Source organism: Mesorhizobium sp. WSM4983 (assembly GCF_029625765.1).
Taxonomy (GTDB): domain Bacteria; phylum Pseudomonadota; class Alphaproteobacteria; order Rhizobiales; family Rhizobiaceae; genus Mesorhizobium.
The window spans coordinates 227780-243856 of the sequence record NZ_JARTVM010000001.1; the positions used below are offsets into that span (position 1 = coordinate 227780).

General features: G+C 64.1%; 18 protein-coding genes. 6 read left to right on the top strand and 12 right to left on the bottom strand.

Features of this window, described 5'->3' with window-relative positions; translation table 11 throughout:
- Positions 1-102 precede the first annotated feature (102 nt).
- Positions 103-1506, bottom strand: a complete 1404-nt coding sequence (locus tag P9254_RS01225) for an L-serine ammonia-lyase (protein WP_278054144.1) — start codon at positions 1504-1506, stop codon at positions 103-105.
- A gap of 168 nt (positions 1507-1674) precedes the next feature.
- Between P9254_RS01225 and P9254_RS01230 the strand changes: the two genes are divergently transcribed.
- Entirely contained in the window at positions 1675-2394 is a 720-nt protein-coding gene (locus P9254_RS01230; RefSeq protein WP_095800776.1) for a DUF599 domain-containing protein, read from the top strand.
- Here P9254_RS01230 and P9254_RS01235 read toward each other — a convergent pair.
- From P9254_RS01235 to P9254_RS01255, 5 genes are all read right to left on the bottom strand, one after another.
- Complete coding sequence (locus P9254_RS01235) at positions 2367-3164, bottom strand: YdcF family protein (RefSeq protein ID WP_278054141.1); 798 nt, start codon at positions 3162-3164, stop codon at positions 2367-2369. The two genes, P9254_RS01230 and P9254_RS01235, sit on opposite strands and share 28 nt — an antisense overlap.
- Before the next feature lie 82 nt (positions 3165-3246).
- Positions 3247-4812 (bottom strand): amidase, encoded by a 1566-nt coding sequence (locus P9254_RS01240; RefSeq protein WP_278054139.1) that lies wholly within the window; start codon positions 4810-4812, stop codon positions 3247-3249.
- Positions 4812-5270: a GNAT family N-acetyltransferase gene (locus P9254_RS01245; RefSeq protein ID WP_278054137.1), complete on the bottom strand. Its 459-nt coding sequence runs from the start codon at positions 5268-5270 to the stop codon at positions 4812-4814. Before P9254_RS01245 ends, P9254_RS01240 begins: the two co-directional genes overlap by 1 nt.
- A gap of 7 nt (positions 5271-5277) precedes the next feature.
- Positions 5278-5565 carry an Asp-tRNA(Asn)/Glu-tRNA(Gln) amidotransferase subunit GatC gene (gene gatC / locus P9254_RS01250; RefSeq protein WP_066992584.1) on the bottom strand — a complete coding sequence of 96 codons (288 nt, stop codon included), beginning with the start codon at positions 5563-5565 and terminating at the stop codon, positions 5278-5280.
- A gap of 137 nt (positions 5566-5702) precedes the next feature.
- Positions 5703-6410: a metal-dependent hydrolase gene (locus P9254_RS01255; RefSeq protein ID WP_278054136.1), complete on the bottom strand. Its 708-nt coding sequence runs from the start codon at positions 6408-6410 to the stop codon at positions 5703-5705.
- Positions 6411-6517: 107 nt separating this feature from the next.
- Here P9254_RS01255 and ruvX point away from each other — a divergent pair, with 107 nt between their 5' ends.
- Positions 6518-7000 carry a Holliday junction resolvase RuvX gene (gene ruvX, locus P9254_RS01260; RefSeq protein ID WP_127240656.1) on the top strand — a complete coding sequence of 161 codons (483 nt, stop codon included), beginning with the start codon at positions 6518-6520 and terminating at the stop codon, positions 6998-7000.
- Here ruvX and P9254_RS01265 read toward each other — a convergent pair.
- From P9254_RS01265 to P9254_RS01275, 3 genes are all read right to left on the bottom strand, one after another.
- Positions 6942-7283, bottom strand: coding sequence for a DUF6105 family protein (locus P9254_RS01265; protein ID WP_278054134.1), 342 nt, complete (start codon positions 7281-7283; stop codon positions 6942-6944). The two genes, ruvX and P9254_RS01265, sit on opposite strands and share 59 nt — an antisense overlap.
- Entirely contained in the window at positions 7283-7843 is a 561-nt protein-coding gene (locus tag P9254_RS01270; RefSeq protein ID WP_278054132.1) for a hypothetical protein, read from the bottom strand. Before P9254_RS01270 ends, P9254_RS01265 begins: the two co-directional genes overlap by 1 nt.
- A 152-nt stretch (positions 7844-7995) precedes the next feature.
- On the bottom strand, positions 7996-9660 hold the full coding sequence (locus tag P9254_RS01275) for a DNA alkylation response protein (protein WP_442920287.1): 1665 nt from the start codon (positions 9658-9660) through the stop codon (positions 7996-7998).
- Between the two features lie 146 nt (positions 9661-9806).
- Here P9254_RS01275 and P9254_RS01280 point away from each other — a divergent pair, with 146 nt between their 5' ends.
- From P9254_RS01280 to dprA, 4 genes are read left to right on the top strand one after another with little or no spacing between them, the layout of a single operon-like run.
- On the top strand, positions 9807-10772 hold the full coding sequence (locus P9254_RS01280; protein ID WP_095777744.1) for an aspartate carbamoyltransferase catalytic subunit: 966 nt from the start codon (positions 9807-9809) through the stop codon (positions 10770-10772).
- Entirely contained in the window at positions 10769-12055 is a 1287-nt protein-coding gene (locus P9254_RS01285; RefSeq protein WP_095800782.1) for a dihydroorotase, read from the top strand. The genes P9254_RS01280 and P9254_RS01285 overlap by 4 nt, the downstream gene beginning before the upstream one ends.
- 55 nt (positions 12056-12110) lie before the next feature.
- On the top strand, positions 12111-12692 hold the full coding sequence (gene plsY / locus P9254_RS01290; RefSeq protein ID WP_067319814.1) for a glycerol-3-phosphate 1-O-acyltransferase PlsY: 582 nt from the start codon (positions 12111-12113) through the stop codon (positions 12690-12692).
- A complete protein-coding gene (gene dprA, locus P9254_RS01295) occupies positions 12689-13816 on the top strand; it encodes a DNA-processing protein DprA (RefSeq protein WP_095825355.1) in 1128 nt (375 codons plus the stop codon). The genes plsY and dprA overlap by 4 nt, the downstream gene beginning before the upstream one ends.
- A gap of 33 nt (positions 13817-13849) precedes the next feature.
- On the opposite strand, the gene P9254_RS01300 is transcribed toward dprA, so the two are convergent.
- From P9254_RS01300 to P9254_RS01310, 3 genes are all read right to left on the bottom strand, one after another.
- Positions 13850-14995 carry a hypothetical protein gene (locus P9254_RS01300; RefSeq protein ID WP_095800784.1) on the bottom strand — a complete coding sequence of 382 codons (1146 nt, stop codon included), beginning with the start codon at positions 14993-14995 and terminating at the stop codon, positions 13850-13852.
- A 100-nt stretch (positions 14996-15095) separates the two neighbouring features.
- Positions 15096-15281, bottom strand: coding sequence for a hypothetical protein (locus P9254_RS01305; protein ID WP_066992556.1), 186 nt, complete (start codon positions 15279-15281; stop codon positions 15096-15098).
- Positions 15282-15465: 184 nt separating this feature from the next.
- Positions 15466-16005, bottom strand: coding sequence for a J domain-containing protein (locus P9254_RS01310; protein WP_278054126.1), 540 nt, complete (start codon positions 16003-16005; stop codon positions 15466-15468).
- Between the last annotated feature and the right edge of the window lie 72 nt (positions 16006-16077).

A 16077-nucleotide genomic window follows, 5' to 3' on the forward strand; every position in this document is an offset into this window, starting at 1 on the left:
CCAAGCGGGATTATGCACAGGCCGACTGCAGCCAAATCATGAGGCCAGCGTGGCCGTTTCGATCGCTTCGGCAAACCAAGCCCGCCGGTGGAAAGGGCAAGGTCAGCACTCGACCACGTTGACAGCGAGTCCACCGAGGCTGGTTTCCTTGTATTTCTCGTTCATGTCGAGACCGGTCTGGCGCATGGTCTCGATCGCAGCATCCAGCGGCACGAAATGCGTCCCGTCGCCCTTGATGGCGAGCGAGGCGGCTGTCACCGCCTTGACCGCGCCCAGCGCATTGCGCTCGATGCAGGGCACCTGCACCAGGCCGCCGACCGGATCGCAGGTCATGCCGAGGTGGTGCTCGAGCGCGATTTCGGCGGCGTTCTCGACCTGCTCCGGAGTGCCTCCCATGACCGCGCAAAGCCCGGCCGCCGCCATTGCCGAAGCGGATCCCACTTCGCCCTGGCAGCCGACCTCGGCGCCCGAGATCGAAGCGTTTGACTTGATGATGCCGCCGACGGCGGCGGCCGTCAGCAAGAAGTCGCGGATGCTCGGCTGGTCAGCTTCGGGATGGAAATGCAGCCAGTAGCGCAGCACTGCCGGCAGCGTGCCGGCGGCACCGTTGGTCGGCGCAGTCACCACGCGCCCGCCGGCGGCGTTCTCCTCGTTCACCGCCATGGCATAGATCGACAGCCAGTCATTGGCGAGCAAGGGGTTGGGCCGGTTCTGCTGCCACTGTTCCTGCAGCTTGTCATGCAATTGGCGTGCGCGGCGCCGCACCTTCAGTCCGCCCGGCATGATGCCGTCCTGCGACAGCCCGCGATCGATGCAGCCCTTCATGGCGCTCCAGATCGCGTCCAGGCCGGCGTCCAGCTCCTCGCGCGACATATGCGTTTCCTCGTTGGACCGCTTCATCTCGGCGATCGAAAGCCCGCTCTTGGCCGCCATCGCAAGCATCTCGACGGCGTTCTTGAAGGGATAAGGCACCTTCTTGCCTTCCGTCGTTACCGAGCCCTTGGACTTCATGCGCTGCAACTCTTCCTCGGAAACGACGAAGCCGCCGCCGATCGAATAATAGATGCGCTTGAGCAGCAGCCGGTCGGACGCATCGTAGGCATAGAAGACCATGCCGTTGGCATGGCCGGTCAACGGCGTCTTGCGGTCGAGCACCAGATCCTTGGCCGGGTCGAAGCGGTAGGCCGGATGCCCAGGCGGCGGAATCCGTTTCTCCGTTCCGATGCGGGCAACGATGCTATCCGCCTCATCCGGATCGACCGTCTGCGGCGTCTCGCCGGCCAGTCCGAGGATGACGGCGCGGTCCGAGCCATGGCCGATGCCGGTATAAGCGAGCGAGCCGTGCAGGCTGGCGCCGATGCGATCGACCTTGACGCCGGCCGGGCGCGGCCAGTCGTCGGCGAGGATCTCGTCGAGGAAACGGCGGGCAGCCGTCATCGGCCCCATCGTATGCGAGCTCGATGGACCGATGCCGATCTTGAACAGGTCGAAAACCGAAAGGAACACGCGCCGCTGTCTCCTGGAGGCCGCTCAAAACTTACATATAGGAATTCTCGCGATGTTTCCGCTGTTTTGCATGTCGCGGCGCGGCGTCAGCCGACCTTGTTTGCTCCGGCAGCGACATGTACCGCTTGCTTCCGCCGTCGAAGCGCCCGGCCTGTGGTAAAAGAACGTATGGGCGATTCCCTTCATCTTTCGGCGACAGACCTGGCCGCTCTGGCCTTTTTCCTGGTCGTCTGGGTGCTGCATACGCTGGCCTCCGACGGCAAGCTCGTTAGCCGCGTGTCGCTGACCACGGCCATGAACGCTCAGCGCGAAGCCTGGATGCGCAACATGGCCGAGCGCGAGGTGCGCATAGTCGACACCGCCATCATGTCCGGGCTGCAGCAAGGCACCGCCTTCTTTGCCTCGAGCTCTCTGATCGCGCTCGGCGGCTGCTTTGCCCTTCTCGGGGCTTCCGACCGGGTTCTAACCATAATGGCTGACCTGCCGTTGGCCTCCGCATCCTCCCGCGAAGCCTTCCAGACCAAGATGTTCGGCCTGGTGCTGATCCTCGCCTTTGCCTTCTTCAAATTCGGCTGGGCCTACCGGCTGTTCAACTACTGCTCGATCCTGATCGGTGCCGTGCCGGTCCCGCATGGCGAGGCCTCGCGCAATCCGGTTAGCGGGGCGGCGGTGTGGCGGGCCACCCGCATGAACGTGCTTGCCGGCAAGCATTTCAATTCCGGCCTGCGCGCCGTCTTCTTCTCGATCGGCTATCTCGGCTCGTTCGTCGGCCCGACGGTGTTCGTGCTGTCGACGCTGGTGCTGCTTGCCGTGCTTGTGCGGCGCCAGTTTTTCTCGGCCGCGCGCCAGGCAGTGCTCGGTCAGCCGCCCGGCGCCGGGAAAGGTTGATCGATGCGGCCCGACAGCCAATAGGCGGAGAGCCCGATCCATTCGCGGATCGCCATGGTGGTCGCCTGCAGCGAATCGGCCGGATTGTCGCGGAACAGACCGATGCCTTCCTTGCCTGAGGTCCGGTAATCGACCGGCCAAGGGACGGTTGGAAAACCGGCCTTGTCGAACAGCGCCTTGGCGCGCGGCATATGGAAGGCAGACGTCACCAGCAGCCATGTCTCGCCCGGTTTCGGCTCGACCAGCCTGCGGGTGAAGACTGCATTTTCGTACGTGTTGCGGGACTTGTTCTCAAGAATCAGGCGATCGGGCGCGACCCCCAGCGCGCCAAGCAGGCGCGGCGCGGTGTCGGCATCGCCCTCGCCGTCGAGGAAAAGCTCGCCATTGCCGCCGGAGACGACCACATTCGCTTGCGGAAAACGCCTAGCGAGGATCGCCGTCTCGACCATGCGATCGCCGCCGCTGTTCAGCTCATAGCCGCCGCGCGCCAGATTGATCGCGCCCTCGAAAGCGCCGCCGAGCACGACGATGCCGTCGACCTTGTCCGGCAGCGGCGGCTTGGGAAAGCGTTCCTCCAGCGGATTGAGCAGCATTGCGCCAAGCGAGGTCCAGGCCGAAAGCGCGAGGATCAGGAAGGCGAGCACGCTGCCGGTGCCGGCCAGCCGAGGGCGGCGGGAGAGCGCCGCCAGCAGACCGGCGAGCAGCAGGAAGATCGCCAGATTGAGCGGCTGGACGAGAAACCAGAGGATCTTGGAAAGATAATAGAACATCCCTCACCCCATTACGGCGCCGCGCGTCCGTTTGGACGCGCAAAGGACGCCACAACGCTAACGGACTAGATGAGGGACAACGCTACCACCACTTGTCCGGCTGGAACCTGCCCGCGGCCTGTTCGATGACGTGGGCGGTCTGGAACAGCGTTTCCTCGTCGAACGGCCTGCCGATGAGCTGCAGGCCGAGCGGCAGGCCTTTGCGGTCAAGGCCGGCGGGCACCGATATCCCCGGCAACCCGGCCATGTTCACCGTCACGGTGAAGATGTCGTTGAGATACATTTTCACTGGATCGGCGTTCATGTCCTCGTCGGCGACGCCGAAGGCAGCCGACGGTGTGGCCGGGGTCAGGATGACGTCGACACCGGCAGCAAAAACGGTCTCGAAATCGCGCTTGATCAGCGTGCGCACCTTCTGCGCCTGCAGGTAGTAGGCGTCGTAGTAACCCGCGGAAAGCACATAGGTGCCGATCATGATGCGGCGCTTAACCTCGGGGCCGAAGCCGGCGGCGCGCGTCTTCTCATACATGTCGACGATGTCCTTGCCGGGCACGCGCAACCCGTAGCGCACGCCGTCATAGCGGGCGAGGTTGGACGAGGCCTCGGCCGGCGCCACGATGTAGTAGGCCGGCAGCGCGTATTTGGTGTGCGGCAGCGAGATATCGACGATCTCCGCCCCGGCATCCTTCAGCCAGGCAATTCCTTTCTGCCAGAGCGCCTCGATATCCTCGGGCATGCCGTCGACGCGGTACTCCTTCGGAATGCCGACCTTCATGCCCTTGATCGGCTTGCCGATCACCGCCTCGTAGTCCGGCACCGGCCGATCGACCGACGTCGTGTCCTTCGGGTCGGAGGAGGCCATCGACTTCAATAGGATCGCGGCGTCGCGCACATCGCGCGCGATCGGACCGGCCTGGTCGAGCGAGGACGCGAAAGCGACCACGCCCCAGCGCGAGCAGCGGCCATAGGTCGGCTTGATGCCGACGGTGCCGGTGAAGGCTGCCGGCTGGCGGATCGAGCCGCCGGTATCGGTCGCGGTGGCGCCGGCGCAGAGGAAGGCGGCGACCGCGGAAGCCGATCCGCCGGAGGAGCCGCCCGGCACCAGCTGGGCGTTATCCAACGTCCGCGCGGTCTTCGCGCCGCCGGCCGAGACAAACCCGCCGTCGCCCTGATGCGTCGTCGGCGTCACCACCGTGTCGAGGCGCGAGCGCCGCCAAGGATTGATGACCGGGCCGTAATAGGAGGTCTCGTTGGAGGAGCCCATGGCGAACTCGTCCATGTTGAGCTTGCCGAGCATAACGGCGCCGTCGGCCCACAGATTGGATGTGACGGTCGATTCGTAGCGCGGTTGGAAACCCTCGAGCACATGGCTGCAGGCCTGGGTGTGGACGCCTTCGGTGGCGAACAGATCCTTGATGCCGAGCGGAATTCCTTCGAGCGCCCCGCCCTCGCCCTTGCCGAGCTTCGCGTCGGAAACCTTGGCCATCTCGCGCGCCTTGTTGCCGGTCACCGCGACATAGGCATTGAGCACCGGATTGGCGCGCTCGATCGCCGAGAGATAGGCTTCGGTGATCTCGGCAGCCGAAATCTCCTTGCCGCGCAGCTTGGCGCGGGCCTCGGAAATGGTGAGATGTGTGAGGTCGCTCATCAGGTAAGGCTCTTTTCGTAAAACACCGACCATTCCGAGTCGGGATAATCCAGCACCGGGCCGCAACGCGAAAACCCGGCGCGTTCGTAGACGGCCCAGGCGGCAGGGTGGCGATCGCCGGTCTCCAGAACCAGGCGCTTCAGGCCTTCCTGCCGCGCCAGACCCTCGATCCGCGCAACGATTTGGGCACCGATCTTCTGGCCGCGATGCGTGGGCCGCGTGTACATGCGCTTGACCTCGCCGACCGCGTCCGCATGACGATTCAGCGCGCCGCAGCCGACCGCAAGGCCAGCGTCGCGGGCGACGAACACGGTCGTGTCGTGGCCAGCCATCTGCTCGACGGTGAGGTGATAGCAATGTTCCGGCGGCGTCAGTTCGAGCAGCGCGGTGTTGAGTTCTGCGACTAGCGCGCGCACGTCGTCCTGCAAGGGCGTCTCGACGCCGATTTCGACGGCCATCCTGCCCTTACTCCACGACCTTGGGAACGAGGAAGAAATTCTCTTCCGTGGCCGGCGCGTTGGCGACGATGTCGACCGCCTTGTTGCCGTCGGTGATCATATCCTGCCGCTTCTTCATCTCCATCGGCGTGACCGAAGTCATCGGTTCGACGCCGGAGACGTCCACCTCGTTCAACTGCTCGACGAAGCCAAGGATGGCGTTCAGCTCGCCTGTCATGCGCTCGGCATCCTGCTCGCTCACCGCAATGCGGGCAAGGTGCGCGACGCGCTTCACGGTCTGAAGATCAACGGACATGTCTATTTGCCTCGGGAAAACCAGTGCGGGCTATAGCGGCGCCGCGCTTGCGGCGCAACATAGATCATGCCGCCGACCGGGATGCGGTGCTTCGGGCGCCGCTCTAGGTAGTGTACCCTACTACATAGGGCGAACGCCTAGACCGTGATCGCCTTGCCGATCTCGGGCAGCGCCACCTTGACGCCGGATCCCTCCATGCCGGCGACGAATTTGTCGGCGGTCTGGTCGATCATCGGGAAGGTGCCGAAATGGCAGGGAACGACCGTATCGAAGCGGAAAAAGCGGCGGCAGGCTAGGGCAGCCACCGCGCCGCCCATGGTGAAGCGATCGCCGATCGGCACGATGCCGATCTTCGGTTCATGCAATTCGTTGATCAGCCCCATATCGGAAAAAATGTCGGTGTCGCCCATGTGGTAGAGCGTCTTGTCCTGCGGGAAATGCAGCACGAGCCCGCCCGGATTGCCGAGATAGGTGTTGGTGCCGTCTTGTCCGCCGAACGAAGAGGAGTGCAAAGCCTGGACGAAAGTGGTGGTGAAGGGACCGCAATCGACGGTACCGCCGATATTGCCGGGATTTATCTTCTTATCGCTGACGCCCTGGCCGACGAGATACATGCAGATCTCGAAATTGGCGACAAGCATGGCGCCGCTCTTCTTCAGCACCTCGGCGGCGCCGCTGATATGATCGCTGTGGCCATGGGTCAGAAGAACATGCGTCACCCCTTCGGCTGGATTTTCCCAGCCGCCCGTCCATGACGGATTGCCGACCAGATACGGGTCGATGAGGATCTTGGCGTCGTTGGTCTCGATGCGGAATGCCGAATGTCCATACCAGGTCAGTTTCATGAAGGAATTCCTCGATTTTCTCGTTGCCGGAGGATAGAACGCCGAAAGCAAATTGAAAGTCCCGCGGCCGATCAAAAAGCCGCGCGGCGACTAACCAGGACGAGCGGTTGGGCATCATAAGCATCGAGGAATTGCCGGCACTTCTCGCGGGCGGCCGCACGCTCGCCGGGCTTGATCTGGGCGACAAGACGATCGGCGTGGCGGTGTCGGACCGAAGCCTGTCCTTCGCCCATCCGCGCCCGGTCATCCTGCGCAAGAAGTTTTCGCTCGATGCCGCCCAGTTGCTGGCTCAGCTCGAGAAGGACAATGTCGGCGCGATCGTGCTCGGCCTTCCCGTCAACATGGACGGATCGGAAGGTCCGCGCGCCCAGAAGTCCCGCGCCTTCGCGCGCAACATGGCCGCCTTGTCCGACCTGCCCTTCGTGCTGTGGGACGAGCGGCTGTCGACGGTCGCGGCGGAACGGACGCTGATCGAGATGGATTTCTCGCGCAAGAAGCGCGCCGGCAAGATCGATTCGGCGGCGGCGGCCTTTATTCTGCAGGGAGCGTTGGACCGACTCCAGTCGCTCGGCCAAGCTGATCAGGGCTGACAGGGCCTTCCCGGCGCCGCCTGATCCATTCGGCGATTTGGCGCCGGCGGCGGAATGCCACCAGCCCGAGCAGCAGGAAACTGTCGAACACACAGGCCCGCGCCACCATACCGGGGATGATTCCCGGATCGACGCCGAGCATCTGGCCGTAAAGCTGGAAGACCAGGTCGTGCAATTGGCGGCTGAGCATCACGTAGCCGAAATTGATGTCGTTGAGAGACAGGAAGAACCAGCTCCAGAACAGGACCAGCGGAGCCGCCCAGAATGCGAACAAGGCGCGCATCAGCGGCGACCTCCGGGTCTGGTTTCCGGCCGGCTGGAGATGCGGGACAGGAGCGAGCTGTGCGCGACGCCCGCCGCCATGCGATGGGGAACCAGGCTGGCTTCGCTTTCATGCAAGGTCACCGCGGCGAGAGCCGAGCGTCGCTCGGCGAGCACCGCGACATAAGAGGCGAGCAGCGCCGTCATCTGGATGGCGACGACCATGAACAACCCGTTGATGCCTTGCGCGGCGCCGCCGACGAGAATCACCGAAAGCAGGAAGGAGGCGCAGATGAAGGCTATCCGCACCACCGTATCGCCCGCATCCGGCCTTGTCGCGATGTTGAGCAGCGTCTCGACGAAGGCCCAGCAGAACAGCAGCGCGACGATCAGCAGAGCGACCGCGAGCGGCGCCACGACGAGAGCATGATCGAGATCCGGGAAACGGCTGCTTTGCAGCGAGACGCCAAGCACGCCGAGCGCCGACGCGATGCCGCGATTGCCATCCATGCAGATATAGGCCAGCAGGGCGAAGACGACCGCCCAATGCAAGGCCAGAAATGATGTCAAAACGTGCCGCATGCGCTTCCTGCCTGGGAGCACGGGATCGTCATGGTTAACATTTCCCTACTCCGGTGGACAGAGTGGGCTCCGCGAAGCCTCCCCGCAACGGAAACCATTCGTTAAGGTTAACGGCAATCCACAGGCCGGCGATCGAACGCCTTTCAGGCCGCTCAATTCAGCGGCGGGTAAAGCGTGTCGATGATCATGCGCGCGTCATGGCGCGAATCGAGCATGCCGTAGGTGGTGCGCCATTGGCCGCCGAGTCTTGTTTCGACGAAGGCGTCGGCGATCCGCCCTGCCCCCAGCCGGCGCAGCTCCGCCGCCGCCGCCGAAAGTGCCAGCTGTTCGGTCAGCAGGCGCGCCGAGCCTTGGTCGGTCGAAGCCACCTGCATGGCCGCGTTGAGCACGCTGATGGTGCCCCGCCCGCCGGCGCCGAGGTCGCGGTCGATGCCGGCCAGCACCTCCTCGAACAGGCCTGGCGCGCGGCCAAGCACACGCAGCACGTCGAGCGCCATGACGTTGCCGGAGCCTTCCCAGATCGCGTTGACCGGAGCCTCACGGTAATAGCGAGCAAGCGGCGCTTCCTCCACATAGCCGTTGCCGCCGAGGCACTCCATCGCCTCGTAAAGCAAGGCCGGTGCGATCTTGCATACCCAGTATTTGACCACCGGCGTCATGGCGCGTGCAAAGGCCGCCTCGCCGCGATCGCTCGCCGCCTCGTCGAAGGAACGCGCCAGCCGGAACGACAGCGCCGTCGCGGCGGCAACGTCGAGCGCCATGTCGGCAAGGACCCGCTGCATCAGCGGTTGATCGACCAGACTGGTGCCGAACACCTGGCGATGGCGCACGTGGTGGACGGCTTCGGCCAGCCCGGCGCGCATGAGCGCTGACGAAGCGACGGCGCAGTCGAGCCTGGTCAGCGTGACCATGTCCATGATCGTCTTGATCCCGGCGCCCGGCTCGCCGACCATCTCGCCGATGGCATTGGCGAACTCGACCTCCGACGAGGCGTTGGAGCGGTTGCCGAGCTTGTCCTTCAGGCGCTGGAAACGGAAGCCATTGCCCGAGCCGTCGCCCAGAATGCGCGGAACCAGGAAGCATGAAAGCCCTTCCGGCACCTGGCCGAGCACGAGAAAGGCGTCGGACATCGGCGCCGACATGAACCATTTATGCCCGGTCAGCCGATAGAAGCCGTTTCCCGCGCGCTCGGCCTTTGTGACATTGGCGCGCACGTCGGTGCCGCCCTGTTTCTCGGTCATACCCATGCCGAGGGTAAGCCCGGTCTTTTGCACCGGCGGCTTCTGGCTCTGGTCGTATTTGCGCGTTGTCACGCGCGGCGCCCATTCGCGGAACAGCTTTGGGCTCGCCATCAGCGCCGCCAGCGAAGCGCTGGTCATGGTGATGGGGCAAAGATGTCCGGTCTCGAGCTCCGCGGTCAGGTAGAAGCGCGCCGCCCTCACCTGATGCCGGCGGCCGATCTCGGCATCGCCGTTTTCCCAAACCGAGGAATGCAGGCCGCCGGCAACCGAGCGTCGCATGAGCGCGTGATAAGCGGGATGAAACTCGACCAGATCGACGCGTCGGCCCTGGCGGTCATGCGTCCTGAGCTTCGGTGTGTCGGTGTTGGCGAGCCGGGCAAGTTCCTGTGCTTCCTGCGTCATGACGAACCTGCCGAGCCCGTCCAGATCCTTGCGGACGGAATCGGAAAAACGCTCGGCAAGCTGGATGAGCAACGGATCGCCCCGCCATGCGTTGCCGCCCGTCAGTGGCGGCGGCTGGTTGATCACCTCGTCGGTCACGCCCAATCCTTCAGTTGGCAGAGAGGTCCTTACCATCTCAAGGCCGCGGTCGCGAATCCGAAGCCATCGGGCCTTATAGCCAAGCAATGCAAGGCGCGCGACGAAAATACCGGGGAGAACGCGCGCAATCCAAAGCTGGCGCTTGCGGCTGGCCGGACCGCACCCTATAGCAGCGCCTTGAGATGACCGACGCTTCGTCCCTGCCGCTGTTCCCTCACCGCCATCTTCTAGGCATCCGCGATCTTTCCCCCGCTGATATCGAGCTGTTGCTCGATCGCGCCGACCGGGCCGTCTCGATCTCGCGGCAATCTGAAAAGAAGACCTCGACGCTGCGCGGCCGGACACAAATCAACCTCTTCTACGAGGCCTCGACCCGCACGCAATCGTCCTTCGAGCTCGCCGGAAAACGGCTCGGGGCCGACGTCATGAACATGTCGGTGGCGAGCTCTTCGGTGAAGAAGGGCGAGACCCTGATCGACACCGCCATGACGCTCAACGCCATGCGTCCGGATATCCTGATCATCCGCCATCAGTCGGCGGGCGCGGCAGCGCTTCTGGCGCAAAAGGTCGGCTGCTCGGTGGTCAACGCCGGCGACGGCGCGCATGAGCACCCGACGCAGGCGCTGCTCGACGCGCTGACCATACGCCGCGCCAAGGGACCGCTGTCGAAGCTGATCGTGGCGATCTGCGGCGACATTCTGCATTCGCGCGTCGCCCGCTCCAACATCATGCTCTTGAACGCGCTCGGCGCGCAGGTGCGGGTGGTCGCGCCCTCCACGCTGCTGCCCGCGGGCATCGACAGGATGGGCGTGATCGTGTCGCGCTCGATGGCGGAAGGACTGAAGGACGCCGACGTCGTGATGATGCTGCGCCTGCAGCGCGAGCGCATGGAAGGCGCCTTCGTGCCGTCGATCCGCGAATATTTCCGCTATTTCGGCCTCGACGCCGAGAAGCTGAAAGCGGCCAAGGAGGATGCGCTGGTCATGCATCCCGGGCCGATGAACCGCGGCGTCGAGATCGCCTCGGAGATCGCCGACGGGCCGCAGAGCGTCATCCAGGAACAGGTCGAGATGGGCGTAGCCGTGCGCATGGCGGTTATGCAAGCGCTGTTAGACCCGCGTCGCAACCAGGAGGGACGCGGCGCATGAGCGTGACGGTCTTCAACAAGGCCCGCATCGTCGACCCCTCGCGCGGTGTCGACGAGATCGGTGCGGTAATCGTCGACGGCCGCCGGATCGTCGCCGCCGGCAAGGCGGCGCTGAACCAGGGCGCGCCCGAAGGCGCTGTCGTCATCGACTGCGCCGGCAAGACGATTATTCCGGGTCTCATCGATGCCCGCGTCTTCATCGGCGAACCCGGCGGTGAGCACCGCGAGACCATCGCCTCGGCAAGCGTCGCTGCGGCAGCCGGCGGCGTCACCTCCATCGTCATGATGCCTGACACCAATCCGGTGATCGACAATGTGGCGCTGGTCGAATTCGTGCTGCGCACGGCAAGGGACACCGCAAGCGTCAACATCTTCCCAGCGGCGGCAATCACCAAGGGTCTCGACGGCCGCGAGATGACCGAGTTCGGCCTGCTGCGCGAAGCCGGCGCCGTGGCCTTCACCGATGGTCGACACACGATCGCCAACGCCTTGGTCATGCGCCGCGCGCTGACTTATGCCCGCGATTTCGGTAGCGTGATCGCGCATGAAACCCAGGATGCCGACCTTGCCTCGGCCGGCGTGATGAACGAGGGCCTTTATGCGAGCTGGCTCGGCCTTTCCGGCATCCCGCGCGAGGCCGAGCTCATCCCGCTGGAGCGGGACCTGGCGCTGGCGCGGCTGACCGGCGGCGCCTATCACGCCGCCAAGATCTCGACTGCGATGGCGGTTGGCGCGGTGAGCCGGGCAAAGGCCGACGGCGCCAATGTCACGGCGGGCGTCGCCATCCACAATCTGTCGCTCAATGAGAACGATGTCGGCGAATACCGCACCTTCTTCCGGCTCACCCCGCCCTTGCGCGCCGAGGACGACCGGATGGCGATGGTCGAGGCGATCAAGGACGGCACGATCGATCTCATCGTCTCCTCGCACGACCCGCAGGATGTCGATACCAAGCGACTGCCTTTCGCGGATGCCGCCGCCGGGGCGATCGGGCTGGAGACGCTGCTTGGCGCAGCACTTCGGCTCTACCACAATGGCGATGTGCCGCTGCTCAGGCTGGTTGAGACCCTGTCCACCGCGCCGGCAAGACTGTTCGGCCTGCCCGGCGGCACGCTGAAGCCGGGTGCCGCGGCCGATCTTGCGCTGGTCGATCTTGACGAGCCCTGGATCGTCAGCGAGAGCGGCCTGCACTCGCGGTCGAAGAACACCTGTTTCGAAGGCGCGCGCCTTCAGGGCAAAGTCTTGCAAACCATGGTAGCGGGCCGCACAGTGTTTTCGGCCTGAACATCAATCGACCAAAGCCGGAAGCAGCTGGATCGGCTGAAATAGGTGGGGGACAATGGGTTACGGGCTCGCACTGATCTTCGGATACCTGCTCGGCTCGATCCCGTTCGGGCTTTTGATTACCCGCGCGGCCGGTCTCGGCGATGTCCGCCAGATCGGTTCAGGCAACATCGGCGCGACCAATGTGCTGCGCACCGGCAACAAGGGGCTCGCCGCTGCGACGCTGCTGCTCGATGCGCTGAAGGGCACCGCGGCAGTGCTGATCGCCGGACATTTCTCGCCGGACTTCGGACTGCTCGCCGGCTTCGGCGCTTTCCTCGGCCATCTCTTTCCGGTCTGGCTAGGATTCAAGGGCGGCAAGGGCGTCGCCACCTACCTCGGCGTGCTGCTCGGGCTTGCCTGGCAGGGCATGGTTGTCTTCGCCGTTGTCTGGCTCGCCATGGCCTTCCTGTTCCGCTACTCCTCGCTCGCGGCGCTCGCGGCGACGGTGGTCGTGCCGATCGCGCTTTACTTCATCAGCACGCCTCAGATCGCCGGCCTGTTCGCGCTGATGAGCCTGATCGTCTTCGTCAAGCACCGCGCCAACATCTCGCGGCTGCTCGCCGGCACCGAGGGCAAGATCGGGGCGAAGGGGTGAGTGCTCCGGTCACCGGCCCGCGCCTTAGCGAGCGGCAACGGCTTGCCTGGCTTCGCCTGATCCGCACGCCGAACGTCGGCCCTGCCTCTTTTCGCGAACTGATCAATCGCTTCGGCTCGGCCGAAGCCGCGCTCGAAATGCTGCCCGAGCTGATGATCTCGGGCGGCGCCAACCGCATCGCTCGCATTCCCTCCGCCGGCGAAGCCGAGGCGGAGTTGGAAGCGGCCCGGCGCGCCGGCGCCCGGTTCGTCGGCATCGGCGAAGCAGACTATCCCGCTTTGCTGAAGACCCTGGACAACCCGCCGCCGCTGTTGGCGGTGAAGGGTGAAGGCGCGGTGTTCCGTCTCCCTGCGGTGGCGATCGTCGGCGCCCGCAACGCCTCGCTCGCCGGCATCAAGATGGCGAGAATGCTGGCGAGCGACCTCGGTCGCGAGGGCTACGCCATCGTCTCCGGCCTCGCACGCGGCATCGACACCGCGGCGCATCAGGGGAGCCTTTCGACCGGCACGGTCGGAGTGCTGGCCGGCGGCCTCGATGTGCCCTACCCGCCGGAAAATGCCGGTCTGTGCGACGACATCGCCGAGCGCGGCGGCGCCATCGTTTCGGAAATGCCCTTCGGCTGGCAGCCGCGAGCGCAGGATTTCCCGCGCCGCAACCGCCTCGTCGCCGGCATTGCGCTCGGGCTCGTCGTGGTCGAAGCCGCACAGCGCTCGGGTTCGCTGATCAGCGCCAGGCTGGCCGGCGAGATGGGCCGACTGGTCTTCGCGGTTCCGGGCTCGCCGCTCGACCCGCGTGCCGCCGGCAGCAATGCGCTGCTCAAGGACGGCGCCACGCTCGTCACCGAAGCGGCCGACATTCTGGGCGCGCTGGCACCGCTGGCTGGCACTCGCCCGCCAAGGACCATGCCGCTCGCCGAGGCGCCCGACTTGTCGGCAATGCCGCCGCCCGGCGACGACGAACGCGCCGACGTGCTGGAAGCGCTCGGCCCGACGCCGATCGCGGTCGACGAGATCATCCGCCACACAGGCTTGAGCGCCGCGCAGATCGCCATGGTGCTGTTGGAGCTCGACCTCGCCGGACGCCTCGAGCGCCATGCCGGCGGGAACGTGTCGCTGGTGGCGTGAACCCGGCTGCTGCTCCGACCTGCGGCTTCAGCGTTAGCGGAACAAATATTTGGACACTTCAGGATTGCCTCGGCGCCACATCACGTTGTCCAGAAAATAGTGGTGCACGTTGATGAAGATCAGCACGATGAAGAAGAACAGCGAGGACCCGAGGACTTGCTTGTCGTAGGGGATCAAGGCAGTCATCGCCATCGGCATAAGCCAGAAGCCGAGATATCCGAGCGCACCACCCCCGACGATGAATCCCAGAACCCTAAGCCTGTAGAGAGGTCCGAGAAAGGACAGTACCTTCGGTTGCGGATTTTGTGCGGCATCCGCGACGTCGCGCTCGACGTTCGTCTGGTAGCGCCAGACCACGGCCAGATACTGCAGCGAGTGGAGCGCCGGCACCACTAGCAGCCAGAGCGGGTTTATCCTCGCAATCAGGATCCACAGATAGAGCGACGCGACATAGGCTACGATGCCGTTATACGGCAGCGCATGACCATTTCTGTGCCAGCGGTTGATCAGCATCAGAACCGTGGCCGCCGTCGAGGCGACGGCCGCCAGCAGGGCAATGTTGGTTATCCAGGAAGGGACCGCGAATGTGTAATATTCCAGGCCGTAATATTTCCCCTGGGTCACCGCCGTGTTCGTCTGGAGCCATGCCAGGATCCACACGACATAGCTGTTGACCAGCAGCACCTTCTTGTCACGATCGTCGAAGAATTTACGCTTCAGCACGGCGTCGACCATCAGCATGCCGTAGCCTTGCTTGACGTAGTGCCAACCGACGAAGAAGAACATGGCGTTGGCTGCGTATCCCAGCAGCCGAGTGTCCGCCCTTGCCGCGCCATATGCAAAGAACGCGGCCATGATCAGGGGGACGACGATGCCCGCGAAAATATAGCGAAGCTGCAGGCTCTTCTCGTATCCGTTGCCCCTCACCTTGCGCCCGAAATTGCGATAGAAAATCTGGTACGAGTGGGCGAAGTGGGGGTAGTTGACCAGATATGCCACGACGACCATGGTTGCAGCGACGAGGCCTTCATATTCGAGCGGCACCAGGAACAGGATGGGCAGGATCAGAAACGCGCTGCCGCCGAGCATGAGGAAATCGGCGACCGGGCCAAACAGATATTTGCCAGGCAGCGTCGCCGCTTTAGCGGCTGAAGCATCCACCGAAAGGTCAAGTGCCATGGTCGAGCTCTCCTTCGGGAAGGATCGAGCTTAGCCGCCACCCCGCCTGGCGACAAGGTTGGGGTGCCGCTCCAGCCTTTGCCGACGTCTCGATCCCCAGTTAGATGGAAAACTGAACGCGTTTCGGCGACTGCAGCTCGCGCCCCATCTTTGCCGCCTGAAAGATCGTCAGCAAGACCAGGATCGGCTCACCGTCTGTCGGATTGACGGTCAGGGCCACGCGGCCGAGTTCGTCACTCATGGCGCAAGTCCAGTCTTTGACGGCAATCACCTTCTTCTCGGGCAATTTATCCTCCCCTTGGGCCGCCATCCTGACGCTACCTGCCAGGTTGCACGGAACCAGGCATGGCGCGGCCGGCCCACACCGGATCGATCCTACTCGCCGGGCAACCATGGCCCCGGCGGAATTCGAACACAAGCAATCGCGAATGTAAAAGCAACCGATCAGCCGGCAGTATCAGAGGGCATCGTCAAGTTGCATGATCCAGCAGCCTGGTTGCGACGGTTTCACGGCCATGCTCTGAATTGGCGCGATCGATGCCGTCTACGGTGATCGCGAACATCCCGTTTTCGATCCTTGCTATCCAGCTCTTTGCCTTCAGATACCAAAGATGAAATTCCAGATGTTCTCGCGGGCAGCCCGACAAGCGTTCGAGCTCTTCATCGCCGATGCCAGGATTGTTGACGTCCTGTCGACGTTTTACATAGAGAAGCGACAGCAGCTTGGCCTGGATGACAACGTCCCGTTCAAGCCCTTTGGCATCGCTGGCTTCTTCGGCGAGCTCGCGGCGAACACTCAAATGGTCTCTATACTGGACATCGTATTGGGCGCGTTTGACTGGATCCTTGAGCGTATTGTGGGCTTCTACGATTTCGCTGAAGCGTGACTCATTGCCGGTATCCCGATTGTCGGGATGGTAGCGCATGGCAAAGTAACGAAATATCCGCTCGATCGTTTCCGAATTGGCGTTCGGGCTGATCTCGAGCAGCTCATAGTAGTCAACGAACATAGTGGTGATTCCACAGAATCGATATTGCGACACCACTCCCCAACCGCAGCATCGCGCAACCGTCCTGCCCGC

Coding starts and splice junctions, on each gene's coding strand:
- P9254_RS01230 (WP_095800776.1), top strand. CDS start 1,675: ATGGGCGATTCCCTTCATCTTTCGGCGACAGACCTGGCCGCTCTGGCC.
- P9254_RS01235 (WP_278054141.1), bottom strand. CDS start 3,164: ATGTTCTATTATCTTTCCAAGATCCTCTGGTTTCTCGTCCAGCCGCTC.
- P9254_RS01240 (WP_278054139.1), bottom strand. CDS start 4,812: ATGAGCGACCTCACACATCTCACCATTTCCGAGGCCCGCGCCAAGCTG.
- P9254_RS01245 (WP_278054137.1), bottom strand. CDS start 5,270: ATGGCCGTCGAAATCGGCGTCGAGACGCCCTTGCAGGACGACGTGCGC.
- gatC (WP_066992584.1), bottom strand. CDS start 5,565: ATGTCCGTTGATCTTCAGACCGTGAAGCGCGTCGCGCACCTTGCCCGC.
- P9254_RS01255 (WP_278054136.1), bottom strand. CDS start 6,410: ATGAAACTGACCTGGTATGGACATTCGGCATTCCGCATCGAGACCAAC.
- P9254_RS01265 (WP_278054134.1), bottom strand. CDS start 7,283: ATGCGCGCCTTGTTCGCATTCTGGGCGGCTCCGCTGGTCCTGTTCTGG.
- P9254_RS01270 (WP_278054132.1), bottom strand. CDS start 7,843: ATGCGGCACGTTTTGACATCATTTCTGGCCTTGCATTGGGCGGTCGTC.
- P9254_RS01275 (WP_442920287.1), bottom strand. CDS start 9,660: ATGGTAAGGACCTCTCTGCCAACTGAAGGATTGGGCGTGACCGACGAG.
- P9254_RS01280 (WP_095777744.1), top strand. CDS start 9,807: ATGACCGACGCTTCGTCCCTGCCGCTGTTCCCTCACCGCCATCTTCTA.
- P9254_RS01285 (WP_095800782.1), top strand. CDS start 10,769: ATGAGCGTGACGGTCTTCAACAAGGCCCGCATCGTCGACCCCTCGCGC.
- plsY (WP_067319814.1), top strand. CDS start 12,111: ATGGGTTACGGGCTCGCACTGATCTTCGGATACCTGCTCGGCTCGATC.
- P9254_RS01300 (WP_095800784.1), bottom strand. CDS start 14,995: ATGGCACTTGACCTTTCGGTGGATGCTTCAGCCGCTAAAGCGGCGACG.
- P9254_RS01310 (WP_278054126.1), bottom strand. CDS start 16,005: ATGTTCGTTGACTACTATGAGCTGCTCGAGATCAGCCCGAACGCCAAT.